Source organism: Saccharopolyspora cebuensis (assembly GCF_039542665.1).
GTDB classification, from domain to species: domain Bacteria; phylum Actinomycetota; class Actinomycetes; order Mycobacteriales; family Pseudonocardiaceae; genus Saccharopolyspora; species Saccharopolyspora cebuensis.
In genome coordinates this window covers 139,843-162,588 of the sequence record NZ_BAABII010000010.1, presented here as the reverse complement: position 1 = coordinate 162,588, position 22,746 = coordinate 139,843, and the positions used below count along the sequence as shown (strand labels likewise).

General features: G+C 72.5%; 19 protein-coding genes. 15 read left to right on the top strand and 4 right to left on the bottom strand.

Annotated features, from left to right (window positions below; genetic code table 11):
- Positions 1-165: 165 nt before the first annotated feature.
- The 4 genes from ABD976_RS15230 (at position 166) to ABD976_RS15215 (ending at position 3,156) form a co-directional block, all read left to right on the top strand.
- Complete coding sequence (locus ABD976_RS15230; RefSeq protein WP_345363526.1) at positions 166-528, top strand: BlaI/MecI/CopY family transcriptional regulator; 363 nt, start codon at positions 166-168, stop codon at positions 526-528.
- On the top strand, positions 525-1,463 hold the full coding sequence (locus tag ABD976_RS15225; RefSeq protein WP_345363524.1) for a M56 family metallopeptidase: 939 nt from the start codon (positions 525-527) through the stop codon (positions 1,461-1,463). Before ABD976_RS15230 ends, ABD976_RS15225 begins: the two co-directional genes overlap by 4 nt.
- 128 nt (positions 1,464-1,591) lie before the next feature.
- On the top strand, positions 1,592-2,299 hold the full coding sequence (locus ABD976_RS15220; RefSeq protein WP_345363522.1) for a DsbA family protein: 708 nt from the start codon (positions 1,592-1,594) through the stop codon (positions 2,297-2,299).
- Positions 2,296-3,156 carry a cytochrome c biogenesis CcdA family protein gene (locus tag ABD976_RS15215; protein ID WP_345363520.1) on the top strand — a complete coding sequence of 287 codons (861 nt, stop codon included), beginning with the start codon at positions 2,296-2,298 and terminating at the stop codon, positions 3,154-3,156. Before ABD976_RS15220 ends, ABD976_RS15215 begins: the two co-directional genes overlap by 4 nt.
- A 42-nt stretch (positions 3,157-3,198) precedes the next feature.
- Here the strand turns inward: ABD976_RS15215 and ABD976_RS15210 are convergent, their stop codons facing one another.
- Positions 3,199-4,167, bottom strand: coding sequence for a YeiH family protein (locus ABD976_RS15210; protein ID WP_369774654.1), 969 nt, complete (start codon positions 4,165-4,167; stop codon positions 3,199-3,201).
- Positions 4,168-4,332: 165 nt separating this feature from the next.
- On the opposite strand from ABD976_RS15210, the gene ABD976_RS15205 reads away from it, so the two are divergent.
- On the top strand, positions 4,333-5,232 hold the full coding sequence (locus ABD976_RS15205) for a LysR family transcriptional regulator (protein ID WP_345363516.1): 900 nt from the start codon (positions 4,333-4,335) through the stop codon (positions 5,230-5,232).
- 102 nt (positions 5,233-5,334) lie between these two features.
- On the opposite strand, the gene ABD976_RS15200 is transcribed toward ABD976_RS15205, so the two are convergent.
- Both ABD976_RS15200 and ABD976_RS15195 read right to left on the bottom strand, forming a co-directional pair.
- Positions 5,335-6,249 (bottom strand): NAD(P)-dependent oxidoreductase, encoded by a 915-nt coding sequence (locus ABD976_RS15200; protein ID WP_345363514.1) that lies wholly within the window; start codon positions 6,247-6,249, stop codon positions 5,335-5,337.
- Positions 6,250-6,298: 49 nt separating this feature from the next.
- The gene (locus ABD976_RS15195; RefSeq protein ID WP_345363512.1) at positions 6,299-7,780 is read right to left on the bottom strand and encodes an aldehyde dehydrogenase; all 1,482 of its coding nucleotides are present in this window, start codon (positions 7,778-7,780) and stop codon (positions 6,299-6,301) included.
- 273 nt (positions 7,781-8,053) lie between these two features.
- Here ABD976_RS15195 and ABD976_RS15190 point away from each other — a divergent pair, with 273 nt between their 5' ends.
- Positions 8,054-9,322, top strand: coding sequence for an SLC13 family permease (locus tag ABD976_RS15190; protein WP_345363510.1), 1,269 nt, complete (start codon positions 8,054-8,056; stop codon positions 9,320-9,322).
- 3 nt (positions 9,323-9,325) lie between these two features.
- Here ABD976_RS15190 and ABD976_RS15185 read toward each other — a convergent pair whose 3' ends face one another.
- On the bottom strand, positions 9,326-9,724 hold the full coding sequence (locus tag ABD976_RS15185; RefSeq protein ID WP_345363508.1) for a DUF5997 family protein: 399 nt from the start codon (positions 9,722-9,724) through the stop codon (positions 9,326-9,328).
- 62 nt (positions 9,725-9,786) lie between these two features.
- Here ABD976_RS15185 and ABD976_RS15180 point away from each other — a divergent pair, with 62 nt between their 5' ends.
- The 9 genes from ABD976_RS15180 to ABD976_RS15140 all read left to right on the top strand — a co-directional run bounded on the left by ABD976_RS15180 (position 9,787) and on the right by ABD976_RS15140 (position 22,712).
- Positions 9,787-10,524: a LysR substrate-binding domain-containing protein gene (locus ABD976_RS15180; protein WP_345364265.1), complete on the top strand. Its 738-nt coding sequence runs from the start codon at positions 9,787-9,789 to the stop codon at positions 10,522-10,524.
- A gap of 466 nt (positions 10,525-10,990) precedes the next feature.
- Positions 10,991-12,559, top strand: coding sequence for a BCCT family transporter (locus tag ABD976_RS15175; protein WP_345363506.1), 1,569 nt, complete (start codon positions 10,991-10,993; stop codon positions 12,557-12,559).
- A 219-nt stretch (positions 12,560-12,778) separates the two neighbouring features.
- The gene (locus tag ABD976_RS15170; protein ID WP_345363504.1) at positions 12,779-14,635 is read left to right on the top strand and encodes a calcineurin-like phosphoesterase C-terminal domain-containing protein; all 1,857 of its coding nucleotides are present in this window, start codon (positions 12,779-12,781) and stop codon (positions 14,633-14,635) included.
- A 159-nt stretch (positions 14,636-14,794) separates the two neighbouring features.
- Positions 14,795-16,033, top strand: coding sequence for an ROK family transcriptional regulator (locus ABD976_RS15165; protein WP_345363502.1), 1,239 nt, complete (start codon positions 14,795-14,797; stop codon positions 16,031-16,033).
- A 12-nt stretch (positions 16,034-16,045) separates the two neighbouring features.
- Positions 16,046-16,852, top strand: coding sequence for an ABC transporter permease (locus tag ABD976_RS15160; RefSeq protein ID WP_345363500.1), 807 nt, complete (start codon positions 16,046-16,048; stop codon positions 16,850-16,852).
- Positions 16,834-17,673 carry an ABC transporter ATP-binding protein gene (locus ABD976_RS15155; RefSeq protein ID WP_345363498.1) on the top strand — a complete coding sequence of 280 codons (840 nt, stop codon included), beginning with the start codon at positions 16,834-16,836 and terminating at the stop codon, positions 17,671-17,673. Before ABD976_RS15160 ends, ABD976_RS15155 begins: the two co-directional genes overlap by 19 nt.
- Before the next feature lie 15 nt (positions 17,674-17,688).
- The gene (locus ABD976_RS15150) at positions 17,689-18,684 is read left to right on the top strand and encodes an aliphatic sulfonate ABC transporter substrate-binding protein (RefSeq protein ID WP_345363496.1); all 996 of its coding nucleotides are present in this window, start codon (positions 17,689-17,691) and stop codon (positions 18,682-18,684) included.
- Positions 18,681-20,189 (top strand): sulfatase family protein, encoded by a 1,509-nt coding sequence (locus tag ABD976_RS15145; RefSeq protein ID WP_345363494.1) that lies wholly within the window; start codon positions 18,681-18,683, stop codon positions 20,187-20,189. The genes ABD976_RS15150 and ABD976_RS15145 overlap by 4 nt, the downstream gene beginning before the upstream one ends.
- A 156-nt stretch (positions 20,190-20,345) precedes the next feature.
- Positions 20,346-22,712 (top strand): glycoside hydrolase family 43 protein, encoded by a 2,367-nt coding sequence (locus tag ABD976_RS15140; protein ID WP_345363492.1) that lies wholly within the window; start codon positions 20,346-20,348, stop codon positions 22,710-22,712.
- Positions 22,713-22,746: the final 34 nt, after the last annotated feature.

Below are 22,746 nucleotides of genomic sequence, written 5' to 3'. Positions count from 1 at the left end.
CAGACGGTTGACCATCTGCCATCCGCGGTCTAGCTTCAGCCGTGCCCCGCTCCGGCCGGAAGGAGATCCGCCGGTCACCGGAACATCGGGAGGCGCCGTGCCGGGGCGGGCGGGGTGGACTCGTCCGGGGCGCTCGACCGTAGACTGGCGGGCACTGGAGGTGTGATGCTCGGACTCGGTGAGCTGGAGCTGAAGGTGATGGACGTCCTGTGGACGGCCGAGGACCAGCTCCGCGTGCGCGACGTTCTCGACCGGCTCTCCGCCGAGCGGACGTTCGCCTACACCACGATCATGACGGTCCTCGACCACCTGCACGACAAGGGCTGGGTGCAGCGCACCCGGGTCGGGCGCGGCTACCGCTACTGGCCGGTGCGCTCGCGCGAGGAGGCGGGTGCGCACGTGCTGCGCGAGGTGCTCGACTCCTCCGGCGATTCCGAGTCGGTCCTGCTGCACTTCGCCGCCTCGGTCTCCGAACGCGAGTCGGAGCTGCTGCGGCGAGCGCTGGAGAACGGGCGTGGGACACCATGACGGTGGCCCTCGGCCTGCTCATCGGCGCGGTCGTGATCGCCGTCTTCGGGCCGGTGTACCTGCGCGCCCTGCTCCGCCCGCGCGTGCGCCCCGGCATCGCGCTGGCCGGGTGGGTCGCGTCCCCGCTGGTGGCCATCGGCGCCGCGATCACCGGTGCGGCGCTGCTGCTGGTCCCGGACGGCGCGTCCGTGGACGGTCTCATCGGCATGGCGCGGAGCTGCGTCAACGTGGTGCACGGCGACCCGGCGGCCTGGGGGTACGTGGCCCGGCTCGGCGGTGCCGCGCTCGTGGCGGCGGCGGTGCTGCGCGTGCTGGTGGTGGCCGCCGGGATCGTCCGCAAGGAGGCCGCGCTGCGGCGCCGCCACCTGACCGCGGTGCGGTTGCTCTCCGGCGAGGACCCGGACTCGCGGGTGCTGTGGCTGGACCAGGCCGTACCGGTGGCCTACAGCATCGGCGGTCGGCACGGCGCGATCGTGGCGACCACCGGCGTGCGGCACCTCGCCCCCGAGGCCCGGGAGGCGGTCCTCGCGCACGAGCGCGCCCACCTGTCCGGGCGGCACCACGCACTGGTCCGGCTGGTGACCGCGCTGGCCAAGGCGCTGCCGTTCGTGCCGCTGTTCCGCGCCGCGCCCCCGGCCGTGCGCGTGCTCGTCGAGCTCGCCGCCGATGCCGGGGCGGCCCGGCACTGCGGTGCGAGTTCGGTGTGCGCGGCGCTGCGCGCGGTGACCGGTGAGTCGGTGCCCGCGACGTCGCTGGCGATGTCGCGGGAGTCGGTGCAGCTGCGGCTGCACTGGCTGCAGGCCGCGCCCCCGGGCGGTCGGCACCGGGCGAGCTGCGTGGCCGCCGTGGTCGCCTCGGCGTCCCCGGCCGTCCTCGCGATCGGTGCCGCCGCGTGCCTGGTGCTCCTGTACTGCCTCGGCCTCGACATCCTCTGACCGCGACCCGCGCCCGCTGCGGGAGGCCGTTGGGCGGCATCACCGGCCTTCTCGGCACCCCCGCCCCAACTACTACGACACGTAGTAGTTAGGCTCCGGGGCAGCCGAGCGAGGGAGAGTGGTGACCGATGGGTGGCACCAGCGCGAAGAGGAAATGGCTGAACGTGACCGCGGCGGTGCTCGTCGCGGTGGTCGCGTTCCTGCTGGGGCACTTGGTGACCTCGCAGGGCGGGTCGGACCGGGCCGCGCCGCAGCAGGCCGAGCAGCAGCAGGAGAGCCCGCTGGCGAAGCTGGCGCGCCGGACCCCCGGCGACCCGCTGGCGCTGGGCAGGCACGACGCCCCGGTCGTCATGCTCAACTACGGCGACTACCGGTGCCCGTTCTGCGCGAAGTTCTCCCAGGACATCGAGCCCGAACTGATCAAGCGCTACGTCGACAGCGGCGTCCTGCGCCTCGAATGGCGGGACTTCCCGATCTTCGGCGAGGAATCGATCGAAGCCGCCAAGGCCGGGCGCGCCGCGGCCGCCCAGGGCAAGTTCTGGGAATACCTGGGCGCGATCTACCACGATTCCCCGGGCCGGGGGCATCCGCCGCTGCCGCACGACACGCTCATCGACTACGCCGAGCAGGTCGGGATCACCGACATCGCCCGGTTCGAGGCCGACATGAACAGTCCCGCCACCCTGTCCGCCATCCAGGCCGACGCGGTGGAAGGTTCCGAAATCGGCGTGTCGAGCACCCCGACGTTCCTGGTCAACGGTGATCCGATCCTCGGCGCCCAGCCGCTCGACCAGTTCGTCCAGGCCATCGAACAGGCGAAGGCCGCGGCGGAATGAGCGAGATCGGACTGCTCGGCGCCTTCTTCGGCGGGTTGCTGACGCTGCTCAGCCCGTGCGCGGCGATGCTCCTGCCGTCCTTCTTCGCCTACGCCTTCGACGGGCTCGGCAGGCTGGTCGCCCGGACCGCGGTCTTCTACCTGGGACTGGCGACCACGCTGGTCCCGCTCGGAGCCGCGGCCGGGCTCTTCGGCGCGCTGCTGACCCAGCACCGCACGACGGTGACCGTGGTCAGCGGTCTGGTGCTGATCGCCTTGGGACTGCTGCAGATCTCCGGCAAGGGTTTCGGGTTCGCCGCGGCGCAGCGGATGACCGGCCGCATCCGGATCTCCTCCGGGCTGTCGGTGTACGCGCTCGGCACGGTCTACGGGCTGGCCGGGTTCTGCGCCGGGCCGCTGCTGGGCAGCGTGCTCACCGTCTCGGCCGCCGGGGGCGAGCCGCTCTACGGCGCGATCCTGCTCGCCGTGTTCGCGCTCGGCATGGCCTTCCCGCTGTTCCTGCTGGCACTGCTGTGGGAGCGGTTCCAGCTCGGCCGGCGGGCGTGGTTGCGCGGACGCGAGGTCGCCATCGGGCCGCTGCGCCTGCACACCACGAACATCATCTCCGGCCTGGTGTTCGTCGCCATCGGCCTGATGTTCGTCCTCACCGAGGGCACCGCGAACCTCGGCGGTTTGTCCGATGTGGACAGCCAGTTCGCGGTGCAGGCGTGGTTGCAGCAGACCATCGCGGGAATCTCGAACACCACCGTGCTGCTGGTGCTCGCGGTGGCCGCCCTCGCCGTGGTGCTGTGGCGGATCGCGCGCCTGCGCCGCGCCGAACGCGACGGATCCGCCGCCGCGGGTGAGCGGGAGAGCTGACCAGCTCGCGCGACGTCGGTGGGTCCACCGACGTCGCGCGGCTCACGTCAGCGCCAGCATTCCGGCGAACGCCGTCCCGGTCACCAGCACCGTCGACACCGCTCCGAGCACGAACGCCTTGGGCCCGGTCCGGACCAGGTCCGCGACCCGGACCGCACTGCCCAGGGCGAACAACGCCGCCGTCAGCAGCACCGCCGTCACCTGCTGCGCCCCGTGCAGCACCGGCGGCGGCAGCACCCCGAGGCTGCGCACCGCCACCGCGACCAGGAACCCGACGACGAACAACGGCAGCAACGGTGGCCGCTTCCCGCCCGCGGCGGTCGTCTCGCGCCGCCGCACCACGCCGACGAGGGCCACCACCGGCGCCAGGAGCACCACCCGGCTGAGCTTGACCACGACGGCGATCGCCACCGCCGCACCGCCCATCGGCGAGGCCGCGGCCACCACTTGCGCGACCTCGTGCACACCGGCCCCGGCGATCCGCCCGAATTCCGCGCCCGACAACCCCCACTCGGCGCCGAGCACCGGCAGCAGCAGCATCGAGAGGCTGCCGAACACCGTCACCAGCGCCACCGCGGTCGCCACGTCTTCGTCCTTCCGGTCGACCACGCCCTCCACCGCCGCGATCGCCGACGCCCCGCAGATCGAGAAGCCGGTCGCCACCAGCAACGACAACCCCCGCGACACGCCGAGCCACCGCCCCAGCAGCACCGTGCCCGCGAACGTCACCGCCACGACCACCACGACCGCCACCACGGTCCCGGCGCCCAGGCCGAGCACCTGACCGACCGCGAGCTGGAGCCCCAGCAGCACCACCCCGAGCCGCAGCGATCGCCGCATCGTCCACGCCAGCCCCGGCCGCACCGCCCCCGGCACCACCGGGAGGTTGCCGACCACGACGCCCAGCAGCACCGCCCACGTCAGCGAACTCGCCGCGGGCACCAGGGCCGCGACCGACATCGACGCCGCCGTCCCGGCGACCGCCACCACCACTCCCGGCCACCGCCGCATCACCGCGGACGTCTGCTGCGCGTTCCCCGTCTCAGCCACGTGCCCAGCGTCGCCAGCGGAACCGCCCGCGCGTAGCCGTCGACCGGACAGGACGTCATAACCGCGATGCATGCCCAGCACCGGCGCATCCCCCGGCCGCAGCGCCCCGATGCCTATCCTCGGGGCATGACCGCGCCCGACTCCGAATCACTGCGCCTGCTCGTCCTCGTCGGCGAACTCGGCAGCATCGGAGCCGCCGCCACCGAACTGCGGGTCAGCCAACCCGCCGCCAGCAAGCGCCTCACCAGCCTCGAACGCCGCCTCGGGCTCGAACTCGTCGAACGCACCCGCCAGGGCTGCACGCTCACCCCGGCCGGGGTCGTCGTCACCGACTGGGCCCGCCAGGTCCTCGCCCACGTCGACGGCCTGATGAACGGGGTCCGCGCCTTGCGCGCCCAGCAGCAGTCCCGGCTGCGCGTCGCCGCGAGCATGACCATCGCCGAGTACCTCGCCCCCGGCTGGATCAGCGAACTGCGCCGCGCCTTCCCGGAGAGCCACCTCGAACTCGACGTCACCAACTCCGCCACCGTCGTGGAAGCCATCCGCCACGGGCGCGCCGACCTCGGCTTCGTCGAAACCCCGATCGCCCCGGAAGGCGTCTCCGTCCGCCACGTCACCCGCGATCGCATGGTCCTGGTGGTCCCGCCCGACCACCCCTGGGCCCGGCTCCGCCGACCCCTCAACCCCACCGAGCTCGCCGCCACCCCGCTCATCGTCCGCGAACGCGGTTCCGGCACGCGCGAAACCCTGTACCGCGCCCTCGCCGACCTCGGCGCCGACCCCGTCGCTCCCCTGCTGGAACTGCACTCCACCACCGCCGTGCGCAACTCCGTCGTCGCCGGTGCCGGACCCTCGGTGCTGAGCATCCTCGCCGTCGGCACCGACCTCGCCGAACGCCGCGTCATCGAGGTCGACGTCGACGGGATCGACCTGCGCCGACCGCTGCGCGCCGTGTGGCGCTCCGGCCTGCAGCTCACCGGTCCCGCCGCCGCACTGCTGGCCACCGCCATGCGCACCCCGCGATGACCGCCGGCGCGGACACGCGCAGACAGCTACCCGGGTGATCACCGGAGACCCGGGACACCTCCCCCGCGACCACCGCGCCGAACCGGATGGGCTGCGGGCTGCTCATTCTGCTTGTTCCTCTTGGTCGCCGGGGGCTTCGCCCATGGGGCGTCCGGTCCAGCGCTCCCAGAGGGTGGCGATGGAGGCGTAGTCGAGCCGGCCGAGCCCTTCGGCGACGCCGAGCTCGTAGACGGTGTGCGCGCCCTGGATGCCGAACAGCGGCACGCCGCCGTCCTGGGCCATGGCCAGTGCGAGCGTGGAATCCTTGCGGGCGGCCTCGGTGGGCATGCCGCCGTCGTAGTCCCCGCGCAGGACGCGCTCGGCGAAGCGGTGCGTGAGCGGGCGGGTCAGGCCGGCTTCGGGGCCGGACAGCAGCGAGGCCAACGCCGAGCCGGAGACCCCGGTCGCCGCGCCCAGCGCACCGGCCTCGGCGAGCACCACCATCACCGCGTGCGCCACCGCGTTGTTGATCACCTTCGCGGCCATGCCGCTGCCCACCGGGCCGAAGCGCAGGACGCTCCCGCTGATCGCCTCCAGCACCCCGGCCACCCGGTCCACAGCGGACTCGTCGCCGCCGACTAGCAGCGTCGCGGTGCCCCCGGCCATCTGCGCCACGCCCGAGAGGATCGCGGCGTCCACGATGCCGATGCCGTGCGCGGCGCAGAGCTCCCGCTCCGCCGCCATGTCCGCGGGGCTGACCGTGCTGGTCTCCACGATCACCGCACCCGCGCGCATCCGCGGCGCCAGCTCGGCGATCACCTGGCGCGAGATCTTCGGTGCGGGCAGGGAGAGCAGCACGACGTCGGATGCCGCCAGCTCGCCCACCGCACCGACGGCGGTGATCCGCGGATGCTCGACGGCCGGTGCGACCCGCGCCGGGTCGAGGTCGAACACGCGCAGCGGGCCGCGCGCGGCGAGGCGACCGGCGACGGCGCCACCCATGTTCCCAAGGCCGCACAACGAAACGGTGTCGCTCAAGGCGTTCTCCTTTCCGGTTCCGCGCAGAACGGCGTTCTCCGCCCGTGGCTCAGAGGCGGATCGCGAAGGGGTCCGGGGTCCGGCCGCTCAGGTCGACCATCACGTTCTTCGTGCTCAGGTACTCGCGCAACGCTTCCTCGCCGCGTTCCCGGCCGTAACCGGACTTCCGGGTACCGCCGAACGGCGCCTGCGCGGCGCTGGCCCGGTAGGTGTTCACCCACACCGTCCCCGCCCGCAGTCGCCGGGCGACCCGGTGGGCGCGGGTCAGGTCGTTGGTCCAGATCCCCGATGCGAGCCCGAAGTCGCTGTCGTTGGCGATCGCGACGGCCTCGTCGTCGTCGCGGAACGGGATCGCGCTGAGCACCGGTCCGAAGATCTCCTCGCGGGCCAGCGCCGAGGTGTTGGCGACGTCGGCGAACACCGTCGGCCGCACGAACAACCCCTCGCCCAGGGCCGGGTCGTCGACCGGCTCCGCACCGACCACCGCGCGCGCCCCGGAATCGACACCGGCGTCGATGGCGCGCTGGATGCGGTCGCGCTGCGGCCGGTTGGCGACCGGGCCCATCTGGGTCCGCGGGTCCAGCGGATCGCCGAGGCGGATCTCGGCGGCCCGCGCCGCGACCGCCGCCACCACCTGCTCGTAGACCGACTCGTGCACCAGCAACCGGCTTCCGGCGATGCAGGTCTGCCCGCCCGCGGCGAAGATCCCGGCGACCGCGCCGGCGACCGCGCGATCCAGGTCGGCGTCGGCGAACACGATGTTCGGCGACTTGCCGCCGAGTTCGAGGGTGACCGGGACCAGGTTCTTCGCGGCGGCAGCGGCGATCGCGCTGCCGGTCGGCACGCTCCCGGTGAAGCTGATCCGGTCCAGGTCGGGGTGCTCGGTCAGGGCGATCCCGGCCTGCCGGTCGCCGGTGACGACGTTGACCACGCCCGGTGGGAAACCGGCCTGCTCGATCAGGTCGGCCATCCGCAGCGTGGTCGCCGAGGCGTGCTCCGAGGGCTTGACGACAACGCAGCACCCGGCGGCCAGCGCCGGCGCGAGCTTGTTGGCCAGCAGCTGCATCGGGGAGTTCCACGCGGTGATCAGCGCGGCGACGCCGATCGGCTCCGGCACCGTGTAGTCCAGGGTCTCCGGGTCGTCCAGCGGAATGGTGCGCCCGTACAGCTTGTCGGCGCAGCCGGCGAAGAACCGGTAGTTGCGCGCGGCGAAGCGCGCTTGGCCGGTCGTTTCGCGGACCAGCTTGCCGTTGTCGGTGGACTCCAACGCCCCGAGTTCGTCGGCGTGCTCGTCCACCAGCCCGGCGAGCCGGTTCATCAGCTCCGCACGTCGGACGCCCGGAGTGGTCGACCAGTCGCCGTCGAACGCGGCGCGGGCCGCGGCCACCGCGGCGTCGACGTCCTGCGGGCTCGCGTCCGGGATGGTGGCGAACTCCTCCGCCGTGAAGGGGTTGACCGCGGGCAGCTCCTGCCCGGTGGACGCCCCCACCCGCTGCCCACCGACGAGCATCCGGTACCTGGGATCGGTCATCAGGCGCACTCCCTGGGCGTGTTGGTCGGTCGACGTCGCGGTGCGCGGTACCGAACACCTCCACAGCCCCCGGACCGCAGCGGTACGCCCTTGTATACAGGAGAATACGCACAGTGCGGCGGCACGTGTCAAGACTCGATGGCGCGTCGCCGGGTTCGGCAGCGCAGACCTCTTGACGCGGCGCAGCGCCTACGTATCCTCCTGCATGCAGTCGTGCACCGCTGTGCTCGCGCAGCTTCCGCTCGCCTTCCGACCCCGCGGGGAGGAACACCGATGACCGCTGCGATCGCGACCAGCGTGGGTTGCCTGCTCCTGATGTTCGCCTTGGCCATCGCCTTCAACGTCAACATCGGCGCGCTCGGCTTCGTCGCCGCGCTGGTGGTCGCCACGGTGGGCGGCCTGTCCGCGGACCAGGTGCTGGAGTCCTTCCCCGCCGACATCTTCGTGCTGATCGCCGGGGTCACCTACCTGTTCGCGATCGCCCGGGAGAACGGCACCGTCGAGCTCATCATCCGCACCGGGGTGCGGCTGGTCGCCGGCAAGGTCGCGCTGATCCCCGTGGTGTTCGGCGTGCTCGCCGCGGTGCTGGTGGCCTTCGGCGTCTTCCCGTCCGCGGCGCTCGCGCTGCTGGCCCCGCTGGCGATGACGTTCGCCGCGCAGTACCGGGTCAGCCCGCTGCTGATGGGGCTGCTCGTGCTGCACGGCGTCAACGCGACAGCGATGTCGCCGCTGAACTCCTACGGCGCGGTCACGCGGAGCGTGCTGACCGATTCCGGGTTGGCCGACGTGTCGATCTGGACCGTGTTCGGCCTGTTCCTGGCGATGTACCTGCTGCTGATGACGGTCGTGTACTTCGCCTTCGGCGGCCTGCGCCTGATCCGGCACGGCCACGGCGGGGAACCCGCGGTCGACGGCGTCGACGTGGAGGTGACCACGGGCGAGGTCACCGGCGAGCAGCGGGCGACCTTGCTGGCCATCGCCGCGTTGATGGTGCTGGCGCTGGGTTTCGGCCTCGACGTCGGGATCACCGCCTTCGGCCTCGGCGCGCTGCTCACCCTGCTGTTCCCGAAACGGGCCGACGGCGCGGTCCACGGCATCTCGTGGAGCGTCATCCTGCTGACGTCGGGGCTGTTCGTCTTCGTCGGCGTCGCGGAGGAAGTCGGCGCGATCGCTTACGCCTCCCACGCGATCGGCGGCCTGGGCGACCCGGTGGTGACGACGCTGCTGGCGTTCCTGACCGGCGGGGTCGTCTCGGCCTTCGCCTCCACCACCGCGACGCTCGGCGCGACGTTCCCGATCCTGATCCCGCCGCTGCAGGCCGCCGACTTCGCGCACATACCCGGTGCGGTGGCCGGTTTCGGCGTCGCGGCCAGCGTCGTGGACGTCAGCCCCACCTCGCCCAGCGGAGCGATGCTGATGGCCAACGTCCGCAACCGCGCCAAGCAGGTCTACTTCCGCCAGCTCGTGTACTACGCGGGCGCGATGCTCGTGACCGGTTCGGTCGTGCCGTGGCTGCTGCTGGTCGTGCTCGGCCTCGGGTGAGGACTACCCGTTCGCGCGTGGCCCGCGGCCGTGCGCCTTCTTCTCCTTGATGCGCGCCGCCTCCTTGCGGACTTCGCCCTGGAGGGCGCGTTCCCGCCGGAGCCACTCGGGCATGTCCGCCTTCAGGGCGTTGATCTGCTCCGTGGTGAGCGGGTCGGTGATCCCGCCGCGGGCGAGGCCGCCGATGGAAACGCCCAGCCGGGCCGCGACGACCGGTCGCGGGTGGGGTCCGTCGCGCCGGAGCTCCTGCAGCCACTCCGGCGGGGCCTCCTGCAAGGCGTTCAGCTCGTCGCGCGAGACGACCCCCTCCTGGAATTCCGCGGGCGTGGCCTCGAGGTGCACGCTCAGCTTCTTCGCCGCGGTCGCGGGCTTCATCGTCTGCGGGGTCTTGCGCGCCGTCATGTCCCCAGGGTAACCACCGTGCGCACGCCCCCTGCGGCCACGCCCGGTAGTCTGCCCACGTGATGGGTCCGGACGCGCCTCCCGCCTTCACCCTCGCGCACGTACCGGGGGTGACGCCCGACAAGTGGGTGCGGAAGTGGAACGAGCGGGTGCCCGACGTCCCGCTGGTCCTCGCGCAGGTGACCGCCGCCGAAGCCGCCGACGCGGTGCGGGACCGCGACGCCGACGCGGTCCTCCTCCGGCTGCCGACGAACCGCACGGGCCTGCACGCGATCCCGCTCTACACCGAGACGACCGTGGTCGTGACCCCGAAGGACCACCTGGTCACCGCGGCCACCGAGGTCTGCGCCGACGATCTCGCCGACGACGTCGTCCTGCACCCCCTCGACGACGTCCTCGACTGGCAGCAGCCGCCCGGACGGCCGGCGATCGAGCGCCCGGCCACGACCGGGGAGGCGATCGAGCTGGTGGCCGCCGGAGTGGGATTGCTCGTCGTCCCGCAGTCGCTCGCCCGGCTGCACCACCGCAAGGACCTCACCTACCGACCGGTCGCGGACGCCCCGCAATCGCGCGTCGCGCTGTCGTGGCTGGAGGACGAGACCACCGATCTGATGGAGCAGTTCATCGGGATCGTCCGCGGCCGGACCGTCAACAGCACGCGCGGTCGCCCGCCGACCCCGCCGTCGGCGAAGCGCACGCGGTCCGACAGCACCAAGCCGACCGCGCGCACTTCGCGGAGCGGGCAGCGACCGCGGTCCCGCCGCCGGGGCGGCGGCGGGAAACCCCGTCGGCGCTCGTAGGTCACCGCGGCGCGGAGAACATCGCTGAGGACGTCGTGAAATGCACGACCGGAGACGGCACCGGCCGATCGCCCGGCCATCGGACGAATGCGAAATCCGGAGATGCCCGTTCGCTTTCCGGCGGTGCGCCGTCGGGTGGACGGGAGCGCGTCGAGCGTCACACGGGCCGGTCACGGCGCGTGCTCGGGTCGGCACCCGGGGTGCGGAACCCGTCCTGCCCGGGACGAACTCGTCACAGCCCGGCCGCCGCGCTTTGACCGGCGCCGAGCTGCCCGACTAAGGTTTCGTCGTTCTCCGGCGCCAACGTGGAGGTACCTCCCGAGAGCAAACGGTCGGCCTCGCCGACCTCATCGCCCCGGCGTCGGTCTGGCTCTGCCCCGCACATCATCGCGACTTCTGCGCAGCGCCGGTCCCGCTCTCGCGTGCCGCCCCGGCCCACTTCTCCGCACCACAGATTGGCTTCACCGTGCCGTCCACCACCTACGAACCTCCGGATACCGCTGCGCAGAGCCGCCAGAAGAGCTCCGGGGCCAGGACGAACCTCGCGGTATCCCTGATCAGCGGCGGGCTGCTCGTCGCCTTCGTCGTCGCGGCGGTCGTGGCCCCCACCGCGACCGGGGACGCGGTCACCGCGGCGTTCACCGCGAGCGCCGACCTGTTCGGGCCCTACTGGCAGGTCCTGCTGCTGGCGACCTTCCTCGTCGCCGTCGTGCTGGGGGCTTCCCGGCTGGGGCGGGTCCGCCTCGGCGGCGTGGACGCCCGCCCCGAGTTCGGGACCTTCAAGTGGATCGCCATGATCATGACGACCCTGCTGGCGGCCGGGGGCGTGTTCTGGGCAGCGGCGGAGCCGGTGTTCCACTTCGCCGATCTCCCGCCCGCGTACTCCGACGTCGCGCCCGGATCGGCCGAGGCCGTCACGGTCGCCCTCGCGCAGAGCTTCTCGCACTGGGGATTCCTCGCGTGGGCGGTGCTGGGCACGCTCGGCGCCATCGTCATGCTCCGCGCGCAGGACAAGGGCCTGCCGCTGCGCCCCCGCACCCTGCTCGACCCGGTGTTCGGCGAACGCATCCAGCACCACTGGGGCGGCACCGTCGTCGACGTCATCTCCATCATCGCGGTGGTCGCGGGAACGGTGGGGCCGGTCGGGTTCCTCGGCCTGCAGGTGTCCTACGGCATGTCGCAGATGTTCGGGACCCCCGACACCTTCCCGGTGCAACTGCTGATCATCGTGGGTCTCACCGCCATCGCGGCGATCTCGGTGGCCACCGGGCTGGAGAAGGGCATCCAGACCCTGAGCCGGTTCAACATCTGGCTGGCGGTCGCCGTGGTGGCGGCGATCCTGGTGGTCGGGTCCGCGTCGTTCGTCGTGGACGGGTTCCTGACCGGATTCGCCCGCTACGTGGAGGACTTCGCGCCGCTGTCGCTCTACCGGGGCGACAACGACTGGCTCGGCAGCTGGACGGTGTTCTTCTTCGGCTGGTTCATCGGCTACGCCCCGCTGATGTCGATCTTCGTCGCCCGCATCTCGCGCGGACGCACCGTGCGCCAGCTCGTCGGGTACGTCGCCGTGGTGGCCCCGGTGGCGACAGCCCTGTGGTTCACCGTGCTCGGCGGCACCGGGGTCATGCTGGAGCAGCGCACTCCCGGATCGGTCTCCGGACCGCTGAACGAGGCCGGGCTCCCGGCAGCCGTCGTCGCCATCACCCAGCAGCTCCCCTGGGGCGGTGTGCTCGGCATCGCGCTGCTCGTCCTGACGACCACCTTCGTGGCCACGACGACGGACTCGATGTCGCTGGCCATCTCCACCTCGGCGACCAACGGGGGCGAACCGCCCCGGAAGGCCCGCGTCTTCTGGAGCATGATGATCGGCGCCGCCGCCTGCGCGCTGATCTCCGTCGGGGACAGCGGCGTCGACGCGCTCCAGTCGTTCATCGTGGTGACCGCGGTACCCGTCGGCTTCGTCATCCTGCCGTCCCTGTGGTCGGCGCCGAAGGTGCTCCGCGACATGGCCGCCGAGCAGGAGATCGGCCGCTGATGGCCTGCCGCCGCGTGCCCGAGGACGTCGACGGCCTCGCGCGGTAGGCCGGTCCGCGGGAGGTGGCCGCCGGCCGCAAGGCCCGGCCACCTTCCGCACGACCGGTGACCGGGCGGCGAAGGCCCCACCTCCGCCACGTCTCACGGCCGGTGTCGATCGCGATCATCCGACCGCCGATGTCCCATCGGCGGAAACCTTCCGGTTCGCGACAATTCACCCATGCCCGCGAGAGTGCTCGCGGCCGCCGAGACCGGCTGCCCTGCGACCGGAGGTGTCTTCGTGGACCTGTCCAGCCGACCACTGAGCAGCCGCACCACGGGTGCTCTCGTACTCGCCGTCACCGGCACGCTGATCTCCCCCGCGGCGTCGGCCGCACCCGAGCACGCCCCGCTGGAGGCCGGTGGGGCCGCCGCCTACCAGGGTGCTGTCGACGTCGTGGCGGGCCCGGACGAGAGCCAGGAGGCCCTCGACGGCGTCGTCTTCGACGACAAGAACGAGAACTCCCGCCAGGACGCCGGTGAACCCGGCATCGCGGGCGTCACCGTCTCCAACGGCCGCGAGGTCGTCACCACGGACGGCCGGGGCCGCTACGAGCTCCCCGCCTACGACAACATGACGGTCTTCGTCACCCAGCCCCGCGGCTACCAGGTGCCGGTCGACCAGGACAACGTCGCGCAGTTCTCCTACCACCACCTGCCGGAGGGCTCCCCCGAGCTGCGCTACGGCGGCATCGCGCCGACCGGCCCGCTGCCCGACGCGGTGAACTTCCCGCTCGCCCAGAGCAAGCTGACCCGGTCCCCGCAGCAGCACTGCCTGATCGGCGGCGACGTCCAGACCTACGACCAGCAGGAAGTGGAGTACGCCCGCAAGGGCGTGTTCACCGACCTGGCCGCGCGCGACGACTACGCCGGTTGCGGCGCGCTGTTCATCGGCGACGTCGTCGGCGACGACCTCTCCCTCTACCCGCGGACCCGCGAGCTGACCGGCATGCTCAACGGCCCGGCCCGCTTCCTGCCGGGCAACCACGACCTCGACTTCGACGCGCCGACCAGCGAGCACGCCTTCGACACGTTCCGCGCGAAGCTCGGCCCGGAGTACTACTCCTACGACTCCGGCAAGGCCCACGTCGTCGCGCTGAGCACGGTCGAGTACCCGCTCGCCGACGGCGGGTACGACGGCGCCCTGGACGAGCGGCAGCTCGAATGGCTGCGCAACGACATCGCCCGGGTCCCGGAGAACAAGCTGATCGTCATCGCGGCGCACATCCCGCTGCTGAACTTCGCCGACCAGGGCAGCGAGACCCACCAGATCGACCAGGTCAAGGAGATCTACGAGATCCTCGAGGGCCGCGAGGCCATCGCCGTGGGCGGGCACACCCACAGCATCGAGAACCTGCGCGAGGGCGACAGCCTCGCCGGCTGGAAGGACCTCTTCGGCGTCGACGGCCTGCCGTTCCCGCACATCACGGCGGGCGCGATCTCCGGCGACTGGTACTCGGGCCGGATGCTGGAGGAGGGCTACCCCACCGCGATCCAGCGCGACGGCGGCCTGCCGGGCGCCCTCACCCTGGACATCGACGGCACCGCGGTCACCGAGCGCTTCACCGTCCGCGGCGACGACGGGTCGCGGCAGATGGCCGTCGGGCTGAACACCCCGCGCTACCGGACCTGGTACGCCGAGAACTCCGACAACGCCGGTTCCGCGCCGGAGTTCACCGACCCGCTGACCGTCTCCCGGGACGAGCTCGCCCGGGACACGTGGCTGACCACCAACTTCTGGATGGGCTCCACCGGCTCCACCGTCGAGGTGTCGCTCGACGGCGGCGAGCGGGTCGAGGCGGTCCGGACCCAGCCGATGAACGGCGAGGCCCAGCGGGTCGGCGCCGAGTGGTCCGATCCGGTCGCCTTGCAGGAACAGCTCGTCCACGGCGGCGGCCCGGCTGACCGGACGATGCACCTGTGGCGCCTGGAATTGCCCGCCGACCTGCCCGTCGGCGAGCACACCGCCGAGGTCACCGCGACCGACGTGCACGGCCGCCAGCACACCTCGACCCTCACCTTCGAGGTCACCGAGTAACCCACCGGGCTCCTCGACGACGGCACCTGCCCGGCCGGGCAGGTGCCGTCGTCGCTGGCCCGGCCGAACGCACCAGCTCCCCGCGCCCCGTCGCAGTTCACGGCCGACACGACCACATCGCGAGCGAATTCTGTCGGAGCCTTGCCGGAATAATTGGACATGCCGAGCATGGTCGGCATGGAGATGCCCACCGAGGTGCACGCGTTCGTGCGCCGCACGCACACGGAGCGCGTCCTGCGCGCGCTCCGCGAGCGGGGTGCGCTGAGCCGCGGTGAGATCGCCGAGGTCGTGGGGCTGTCCCGCACCACGGTCTCGGAGATCACGCGGGACCTCCTGCGGCGCGGGGTGATCGTGGTCGTCGACACCGACGCGGCGGTGCGCGCGGGCAGCGGCAGGCCCGCCGAACGGCTCGCCCTCGATCCGAACTCCGGGCAGTTCCTGGGCGTGGACTTCGGGCATCGCCGGGTCCACGTGGCGGTCGCCGACGCCTCGCACGAGATCGTCGCGTCGGGTCGTCAGCGGTACCCGGACAGCGCCGGCTGGCCCGAGCGCATCTCGGCCGCCTTCGCGCTCATCGACCGGCTCGGCGCCGAATGCGGGGTGCACTTCCACGCCTTGCAGGGCATCGGCATCGGGGTCACCGGCCCGCACCCGATGTCCTCCGCGCCGCACGCCCCGGAAGGTGCGTTCGGACCGGGCTTCGCCGCCGCGCGCGAGGACGTGGACGGCTCCTTCGCCGAGCGCTTCGGCGCCCCGGTGATCGTGGACAACAACACCCGGTTCGCGGCCCTGGCCGAGGCGATCACCGGTGGTGGCACCGTCGAGGACCTGCTCTACGTCCGCCTTTCCGACGGAGTCGGCGGCGCGCTCGTGGTCGCCGGCCGCCTCGTCGCGGGTGCCACGGGACTCGCCGGCGAACTGGGCCACGTGACGGTGCTGCCCGGCGGTCCGCGGTGCCGGTGCGGCAAGGCCGGGTGCCTCGAAACGGTCGCTTCGGTGCCGACGATCCTGGCGTCCTGCCAGTCGCGCGGCGCCGCGGTCGGCTCCCTGGACGAGTTGCGGGCCGCGGTCCGGCGCGGGGATCCGGTGGTCGGCCGGGTGCTGCGCGAGGCGGCCTCGGCGGTGGGCCGGGCCGTCGGCATGGTGGCGATGGTGGTCAACCCCGCCGAGGTCGTGATCGGCGGCGAGATCGCGCACCTGGCGCCGGTGCTCGTCCGCCAGGTCACCGCGACCGTCGCCGCGGAGCTCTTCCCGTGGAGCGCTGCGATGCCGGTCATCCGGTGCGCCCGGCTCTCCGACGACGACGGCGCCCTCGGCGCGCTCGCCGCGCTGTTCCACAGCTCACCGCTGCTCGCCGGCCACCCGGAGCCGGCCCGGATCAGCGCACAGCCGGCCTAAGGAGCCCCCGCCATGGCCCTCCTCGACGAGCACAGCGCGGTCCACGCCGAGCCCGGCCCGGCCCGACGTCCGCGCCGGTCGGCGGCGCCGCTGGCCCTCAACGCCGCGTCGATCCTGCTCGGCGTCGGGCTCTGGTGGGCGCTGGCGGCGCTGGGCCTCCAGATCCCGGCGCCGCCCGAAGTGGTGGGCAAGGCCGCGGAGATGATCCGGGACGGGACGCTGCTCCAGGACACCGGTGCCAGCCTCGCCCGGGTCCTCACCGGCTTCGCGCTGGGCACGACGCTGGCGGTGCTGATCGGCTTCCTCATGGGGTGGTACGGGCTCGTGCGCAGCATGGTCGAGCCGTGGGTGCAGTTCTTCCGCACCATCCCGCCGCTGGCGATCATCCCGCTCGCGATCGTGCTGATGGGCATCGGCGAGGTCCCGAAGATCTTCGTGATCTTCCTGGCCGCCTTCCTCGCCTGCGTCATCTCGACCTTGCAGGGGGTGGTCACCGTCGACCCGACCCTGATCAACGCCGCGCGGGTGCTCGGCGCGGGCGACGCGACGATCTTCCGCCGGGTCGTCGTGCCCGCCTCGTCGCCGTTCATCCTCGTCGGGATGCGCGTCGGGCTCGGCTCCGCGTGGGCGACGCTCGTGGCCGCGGAGCTCATCGCGGCGCAGGAGGGGCTCGGTTACCGCATGCAGCACGCCCAGCTGTACTACGACCTCCCGACGATCTTCGTCAGCCTGATCACGATCGGGATCCTCGGGCTGCTCATGGACCGGCTGCTGCTGGTCGCCGAACGCACGCTGACCGGATGGCAGGAGCGATCGTGAGCACCCGCACCGGGCAGGCCCCGGAACCCGCGAAGATCGCCGTGTCCCACGTGACCAAGACGTTCACCCTCGGGCGGGACCGGTTCGTCGCGCTCGACGACGTCTCGCTCGACATCGCCGACAACGAGTTCGTCACCGTCGTCGGCCCGTCCGGGTGCGGCAAGAGCACCCTGCTGAACATCCTCGCCGGGCTGGAGGAGCCGACCGCGGGCAGCGCGCTCGTCGACGGTGCGCCGGTCGCCGGACCCGGCCCGGACCGCGGGGTGATCTTCCAGCAGTACGCCCTGTTCCCCTGGCTGAGCGTGCGCAAGAACGTCGAGTTCGGCCTGAAGATCGCGGGCATGCCGCGGGCGCGGCGGCGCGAGCGGGCCGACCACTTCATCGACGTCGTCGGCCTGACCGAGTTCGCCGACGTGCTGCCGAAGGCCCTCTCCGGTGGCATGCGCCAGCGGTGCGCGATCGCCCGCGCCTACGCCGTGAACCCCTCGATCCTGCTGATGGACGAACCGTTCGGCGCGCTGGACGCCCTGTCCCGGGTGAAGCTCCAGGGACAGCTCCTGGAGGCGTGGGGCCGGGAGCGGCGCACGGTCCTGTTCATCACCCACGACGTCGACGAAGCCGTGTTCCTGGCCAACCGGGTGATCGTGATGGCCGCCCGGCCCGGGCGCATCTTCGACGTGATCGACGTTGACCTGCCGCACCCCCGCACCGAGCAGGTCCGGTTGAGCCCCCGGTTCACGGCCCTGCGCAACCGCGTCTGGAACTCCGTCTACCACCACGAGCACGGCGGCGACCCCACCCCACCGCCGACGGCGGACTGACCTCGGGAGGACATCATGGCCATCAGCAAGAGGCTGCTCGGCGGGGTGATCGCCGGGCTCGTGGCCGCGGCGACGCTCACCGGGTGCGGCGGCGGATCCGGCTCGGCCGCTTCCGACGAGGTCCGGTTCGGCTACATCGGCGACTTCAACGGCGCCAGCCTCCTCGCCGTCGCCGAAGACCAAGGCCTGTGGGCCGAGCACGGGTTGACGGCGGAGACCAGCGCGTTCACCAACGGTCCGCTGCAGATCCAGGCGCTGGGCACCGGCGACCTCGACTTCGGCTACATCGGCCCGGGGGCGATGTGGCTGCCCGCCTCCGGCCAGGCCAAGGTGGTGGCGCTGAACACCCTCGGCAACGCCGACCGGGTCATCGCCCAGCCCGGGACGACCAGCATGGCCGACCTCCGGGGCAAGACGATCGGCGTCCCCCAGGGCACCTCCGGGGACATGATCCTCACCCTCGCGCTGCGGCAGGCCGGGATGACGAAGAACGACGTCAAGGTGATGCACATGGACGCCTCGACGATCGTGTCCGCCTTCTCCGCCGAGCGGATCGACGCCGCCGGGTTCTGGTACCCCGCGATCGCCACGATCGAGGAGCAGGTGCCCGGCCTCGTCGAGCTGGCGAAGAACTCCGACTTCGCCGGCCAGGTCGAGTTCCCGACGGCCTTCGTCGCGGGCAACGACGTCGTGGCCGAACAGCCGGACAAGACGCGGAAGGTGCTCGCGGTGCTCCGCGACGCGATGCGGTACCGGTCGGAGCACCCCGACCGGACCATCGAGCTCACCGCGCGGTTGCTCGACGTCGACGAGGCGCAGGTGCGGGCCGACGCCGCCAACGTGAAGGTCCTCGGCGTCGACGAACTCGACCGGATGACCGAGGACGGGACCGTCGAGCGCTGGCTGTCGGTCATGGACGACTACTTCGCGGGCACCGGTCAGCTCCAGCGCAGCGTCGGACCCGGGAACTACTACACCGGCGAGCTGTTCACCTCGGCAGGTCGGCCATGAAACAGCCGAACATCCTGTTCCTGATGACCGACCAGCACCGCGCGGACACGCTGGGCGCCTACGGCAACACCCGGGGCGTCACGCCGCACCTCGACGAGCTGGCGCGCACCGGCACCCGGTTCGACCGCTGGTACACCCCGACCGCCATCTGCACGCCCGCCCGGGCCAGCCTGCTCACCGGGAAGGCGCCGTTCCGGCACAAGCTGCTCGCCAACTACGAGCGCAACGTCGGCTACATCGAGGACCTCCCGGCAGGGGAGTTCACCTTCTCCGAGGCGTTGCGGGACAACGGGTACAACTGCGGGCTGATCGGCAAGTGGCACGTCGGCACGGCCAAGACCGCCGGGGACTTCGGGTTCGACGGACCCGACCTGCCGGGGTGGCACAACCCGGTCGACCACCCCGACTACCTGGCCTACCTGGCCGACAACGAGCTCCCGCCGTACGAGATCAGCGACCGGATCCGCGGCACGCTGCCCAACGGAGGTCCCGGCAACCTGCTCGCCGCCCGGCTCCACCAGCCCGTCGAAGCGACCTTCGAGCACTACCTCGCGAGCCGGGCCATCGAGACCATGGAGCGCTACGCCGCGGACGCGCGCGAGCGCGACACACCGTTCTTCCTCGCGCTGCACTTCTTCGGCCCGCACCTGCCCTACATCCTCCCCGACGAGTACTTCGACCTGTTCGACCCCGCGGACGTGCCGCTGCCGCCCTCGGTCGCCGAGACCTTCCACGGCAAGCCACCGGTGCAGCGCAACTACAGCGCGCACTGGACGTTCGACACGATGCCGATCGAGACGACCCGCAAGCTGATCGCCGTCTACTGGGGCTACGTCGCGCTCATCGACCACGAGATCGGCCGGGTGCTGGCCGCGATGCGGCGCCTCGGCCTCGCCGACGAGACGGCGGTCATGTTCACCTGCGACCACGGCGAGTTCACCGGCGCGCACCGGCTGCACGACAAGGGCCCCGCGATGTACGAGGACATCTACCGGACGCCGGGCATCGTGCGGGTGCCCGGCGGCCCCGAAGGGGCGGTGCGCTCGGAGTTCGTCAGCCTCCTGGACTGCACCGCGACGATCCTCGAACTCGCGGGCGTCGACCCCGGCCCCGCGGTGGACTCGCGCTCCCTGCTCCCCCTGGTGACCGGTGCGGACGAGGCCGCGGACTGGGACGACGACATCGTCTGCGAGTTCCACGGCCACCACTTCCCGTACCCGCAACGGATGTTGCGCACCGACCGGTACAAGCTCGTGGTCAACCCGGACTCGGTGAACGAGCTCTACGACCTCGAGGCCGATCCGGACGAGCTGATCAACCGCTACTGCCACCCCGAGCTGGCGCCGGTCCGGACCCGGCTGCTGCGCAGGCTCTACGAGGTCCTGCGGCGGCGCGGCGACAACTTCTACCACTGGATGACGTCCATGTACGACGTCGGCGACGTCGCGCACGACCCGACGATGAGCGGGCTGGACGAAGCGAGCTACCAGAACACCGGGCCCTGAGACATCGGGCCCTGAGACATCGGGCCCTGAGACATCGGGCCCTGGGGCATCGGGCCCTGGGGCATCGGGCCTTGGGCGGCCCGGTTCCGCACCGCCGCGCCCGGCGGTCCCCGAGCGCACCGCGAACTCATCCACCGGACTCCGGAGGTACGAGCCGTGACCGTGCAACGCCTGACCCGCCTGCTGGCGACCGTCCTGATCGTGCCGCTGCTGACCACCACCGCCGAAGGGCCCCCGGCCCCGGTCGAGCGAGCGGCGACCACCACCTACACCAACCCGGTGACCGCCGGTGTCGTCGACACGTTCCCGGACCCGACCATGATCCGCGGCGGCGACGGCGACTGGTACGCCTACGGCACCACCAACCCCGTCTTCCACAGCCGGGGTGAATCCGGCGAGCGCATCCTCCCCGTGCTGCGCTCCACCGACATGGTCGGCTGGACCTACGCGGGCGACGTGTTCACCGCGGCCGACCGGCCGTCGTGGTGGCCGCCGGGCACCCGTCCGTTCGCGCCCGACATCCGCCACGTCGCGGGCTCCTACCACCTGACCTACGGCCTCTCCGGCGGCGGCGTCGCGCTCGCCACCGCTCCGTCCCCGACCGGGCCGTGGACCGACCGCGGACTGATCGTCACCCTCGCCGACGGCTGCCCCACCAACCCGAGGGGCACGATCGACCAGGCCATGCTGACCGGCGCCGACGGGGTCCACTACCTGTACTGGGGCAGCTACGACGCCATGTGCGTCGCGGCGATGAACGCCGAGGCGACCCGGCTGGAGGGGCCCGTCACGATCGTCGCCCGCGGGCGACGGGCGGAAGCGGCGTTCCCGGTGCGGCGCGGGGACTTCTACTACCTGTTCTACTCCGACGGCGGCTGCTGCCAAGGCGCGTTCAGCGGGTACACGGTCAAGGTCGGCCGCTCCGACGACCCGCGCGGGCCCTTCGTCACCCAGGACGGCCAGTCGCTGACCGACTACTCGAGCAAGGGCGGCATCGTGGCCGCCGCCAACGGCGGCGGGTTCGTCGGCCCCGGCCACAACTCCATCCAGACCGACCTCGCCGGGCAGGACTGGCTGGTGTACCACGCCATTCCCGCCGCGGACCCGGACTTCCCGCCGGTCGAGACCGCCGACGGGGTCAAGCCCGCCCTCAGCAAGCGCCCGATGCTGGTGGACCGGCTCGACTGGATCGACGGCTGGCCGGTGCTGCGGGGCGGGGCGGGCCCGTCGAGCCGACCGCAACGGGCGCCGGTCACCGAGGCCACCGTCGGCAGCACCTTCAACGGATCCGCGCTGCCGCCCGGGTGGCACGCCGACGGGGACCCGGCCGCGCGGTGGGCCCTCGCCGAAGCACCCGCGTCCGGTGGGGTCCTCGCCCAGACCGGATCACCGGCCGACCCGTCGGTCTTCCTCGCCCCGCGGCGGATCGGCGGCGACATCCGCACCGAGGCGCGGCTGAAGCTCGCCGACGCCGGAACCGGGGGCGCGGTCGGCCTCGTCGTCTCGGACCGGGGCCCGCGCGGCACCATCACCGCGCGGCTCGACCGGGCCGACCACGCCCTGTCGGTGTCGGTCACCCGGGACGGCGTCACCAGAACGAGCCGTGCCGCGCTGCCCGCGACCTTCGACCACAGGTCGTGGCACGTCCTCGCCGTGGAGGTGCGCGGCTCGTCGCTGACCGCCGAGGTGTCCGAGGACCGGTCGCGCGACGTGCAGGCGGCCGTGTCCGTGCCGCTGCCCGACGGGGAGCTCCGTCCGGGGCGAGTCGGGGTGCTGTCGACGGGCGCACCGGCCGTGGCCGACAACCTCAGCGCCGTCCCGCTCCACCGGCCCGCCACCACGCGGGTCGACGACCCGCGGCCCGGGGCACCGCTGCCCGCCCACTCCGACGACTTCAGCGGGACCGGCAGGCCCGAGGACCTCGACCCCGCCTGGAGCTGGGTCCGGGGTGACGAGGCCACCGCCACCGCAGCCGGTGGCGAGCTCACCTGGCCCACCGGGGGCGCGGAACTGTTCCTCGGCACCAACACCGCTCCGGTGCTGCTGCGCGACGCGCCCGCCGGGGACTTCATCGTCGAGACCAAGCTCTCCTTCGACGGAACCAGGCCCGCGCAGCAGGCCGGGCTGGTGCTGTACGACGGCGACGACCGCTACTTCAAGCTCACCCATTCCGTCCTCCCGGTCACCGCGGGCGACGGCGCGGTCTTCCGGCAGACCGAGTTCGCCAAGGAAGGGGAACGACCGACGACCACACCGCCCACCCCGGTGTTCTACGGTCCGATGTTCGGCGGCCCGCCCGCCGCGCAGACCTGGCTGCGGCTGGCGTACCACGCCAACCCGGCCACCGGGGCCCACGACGTCCGGGCGGCGTCCAGCACCGACGGCGTGCACTGGACCTGGGCCGGGACCTGGTCGATGCCGCGCCGGGGCCCGTTGGAGATCGGCCTGGTGTCGCTGAACGCGCCCGGGGCCACCGCCGAGTTCGACTACGTGCGCACCTTCCGAACCAGTACCGGCGGCTGATCGGCACCCGCGCCGCCGTGCCGCCCTGCCTCGG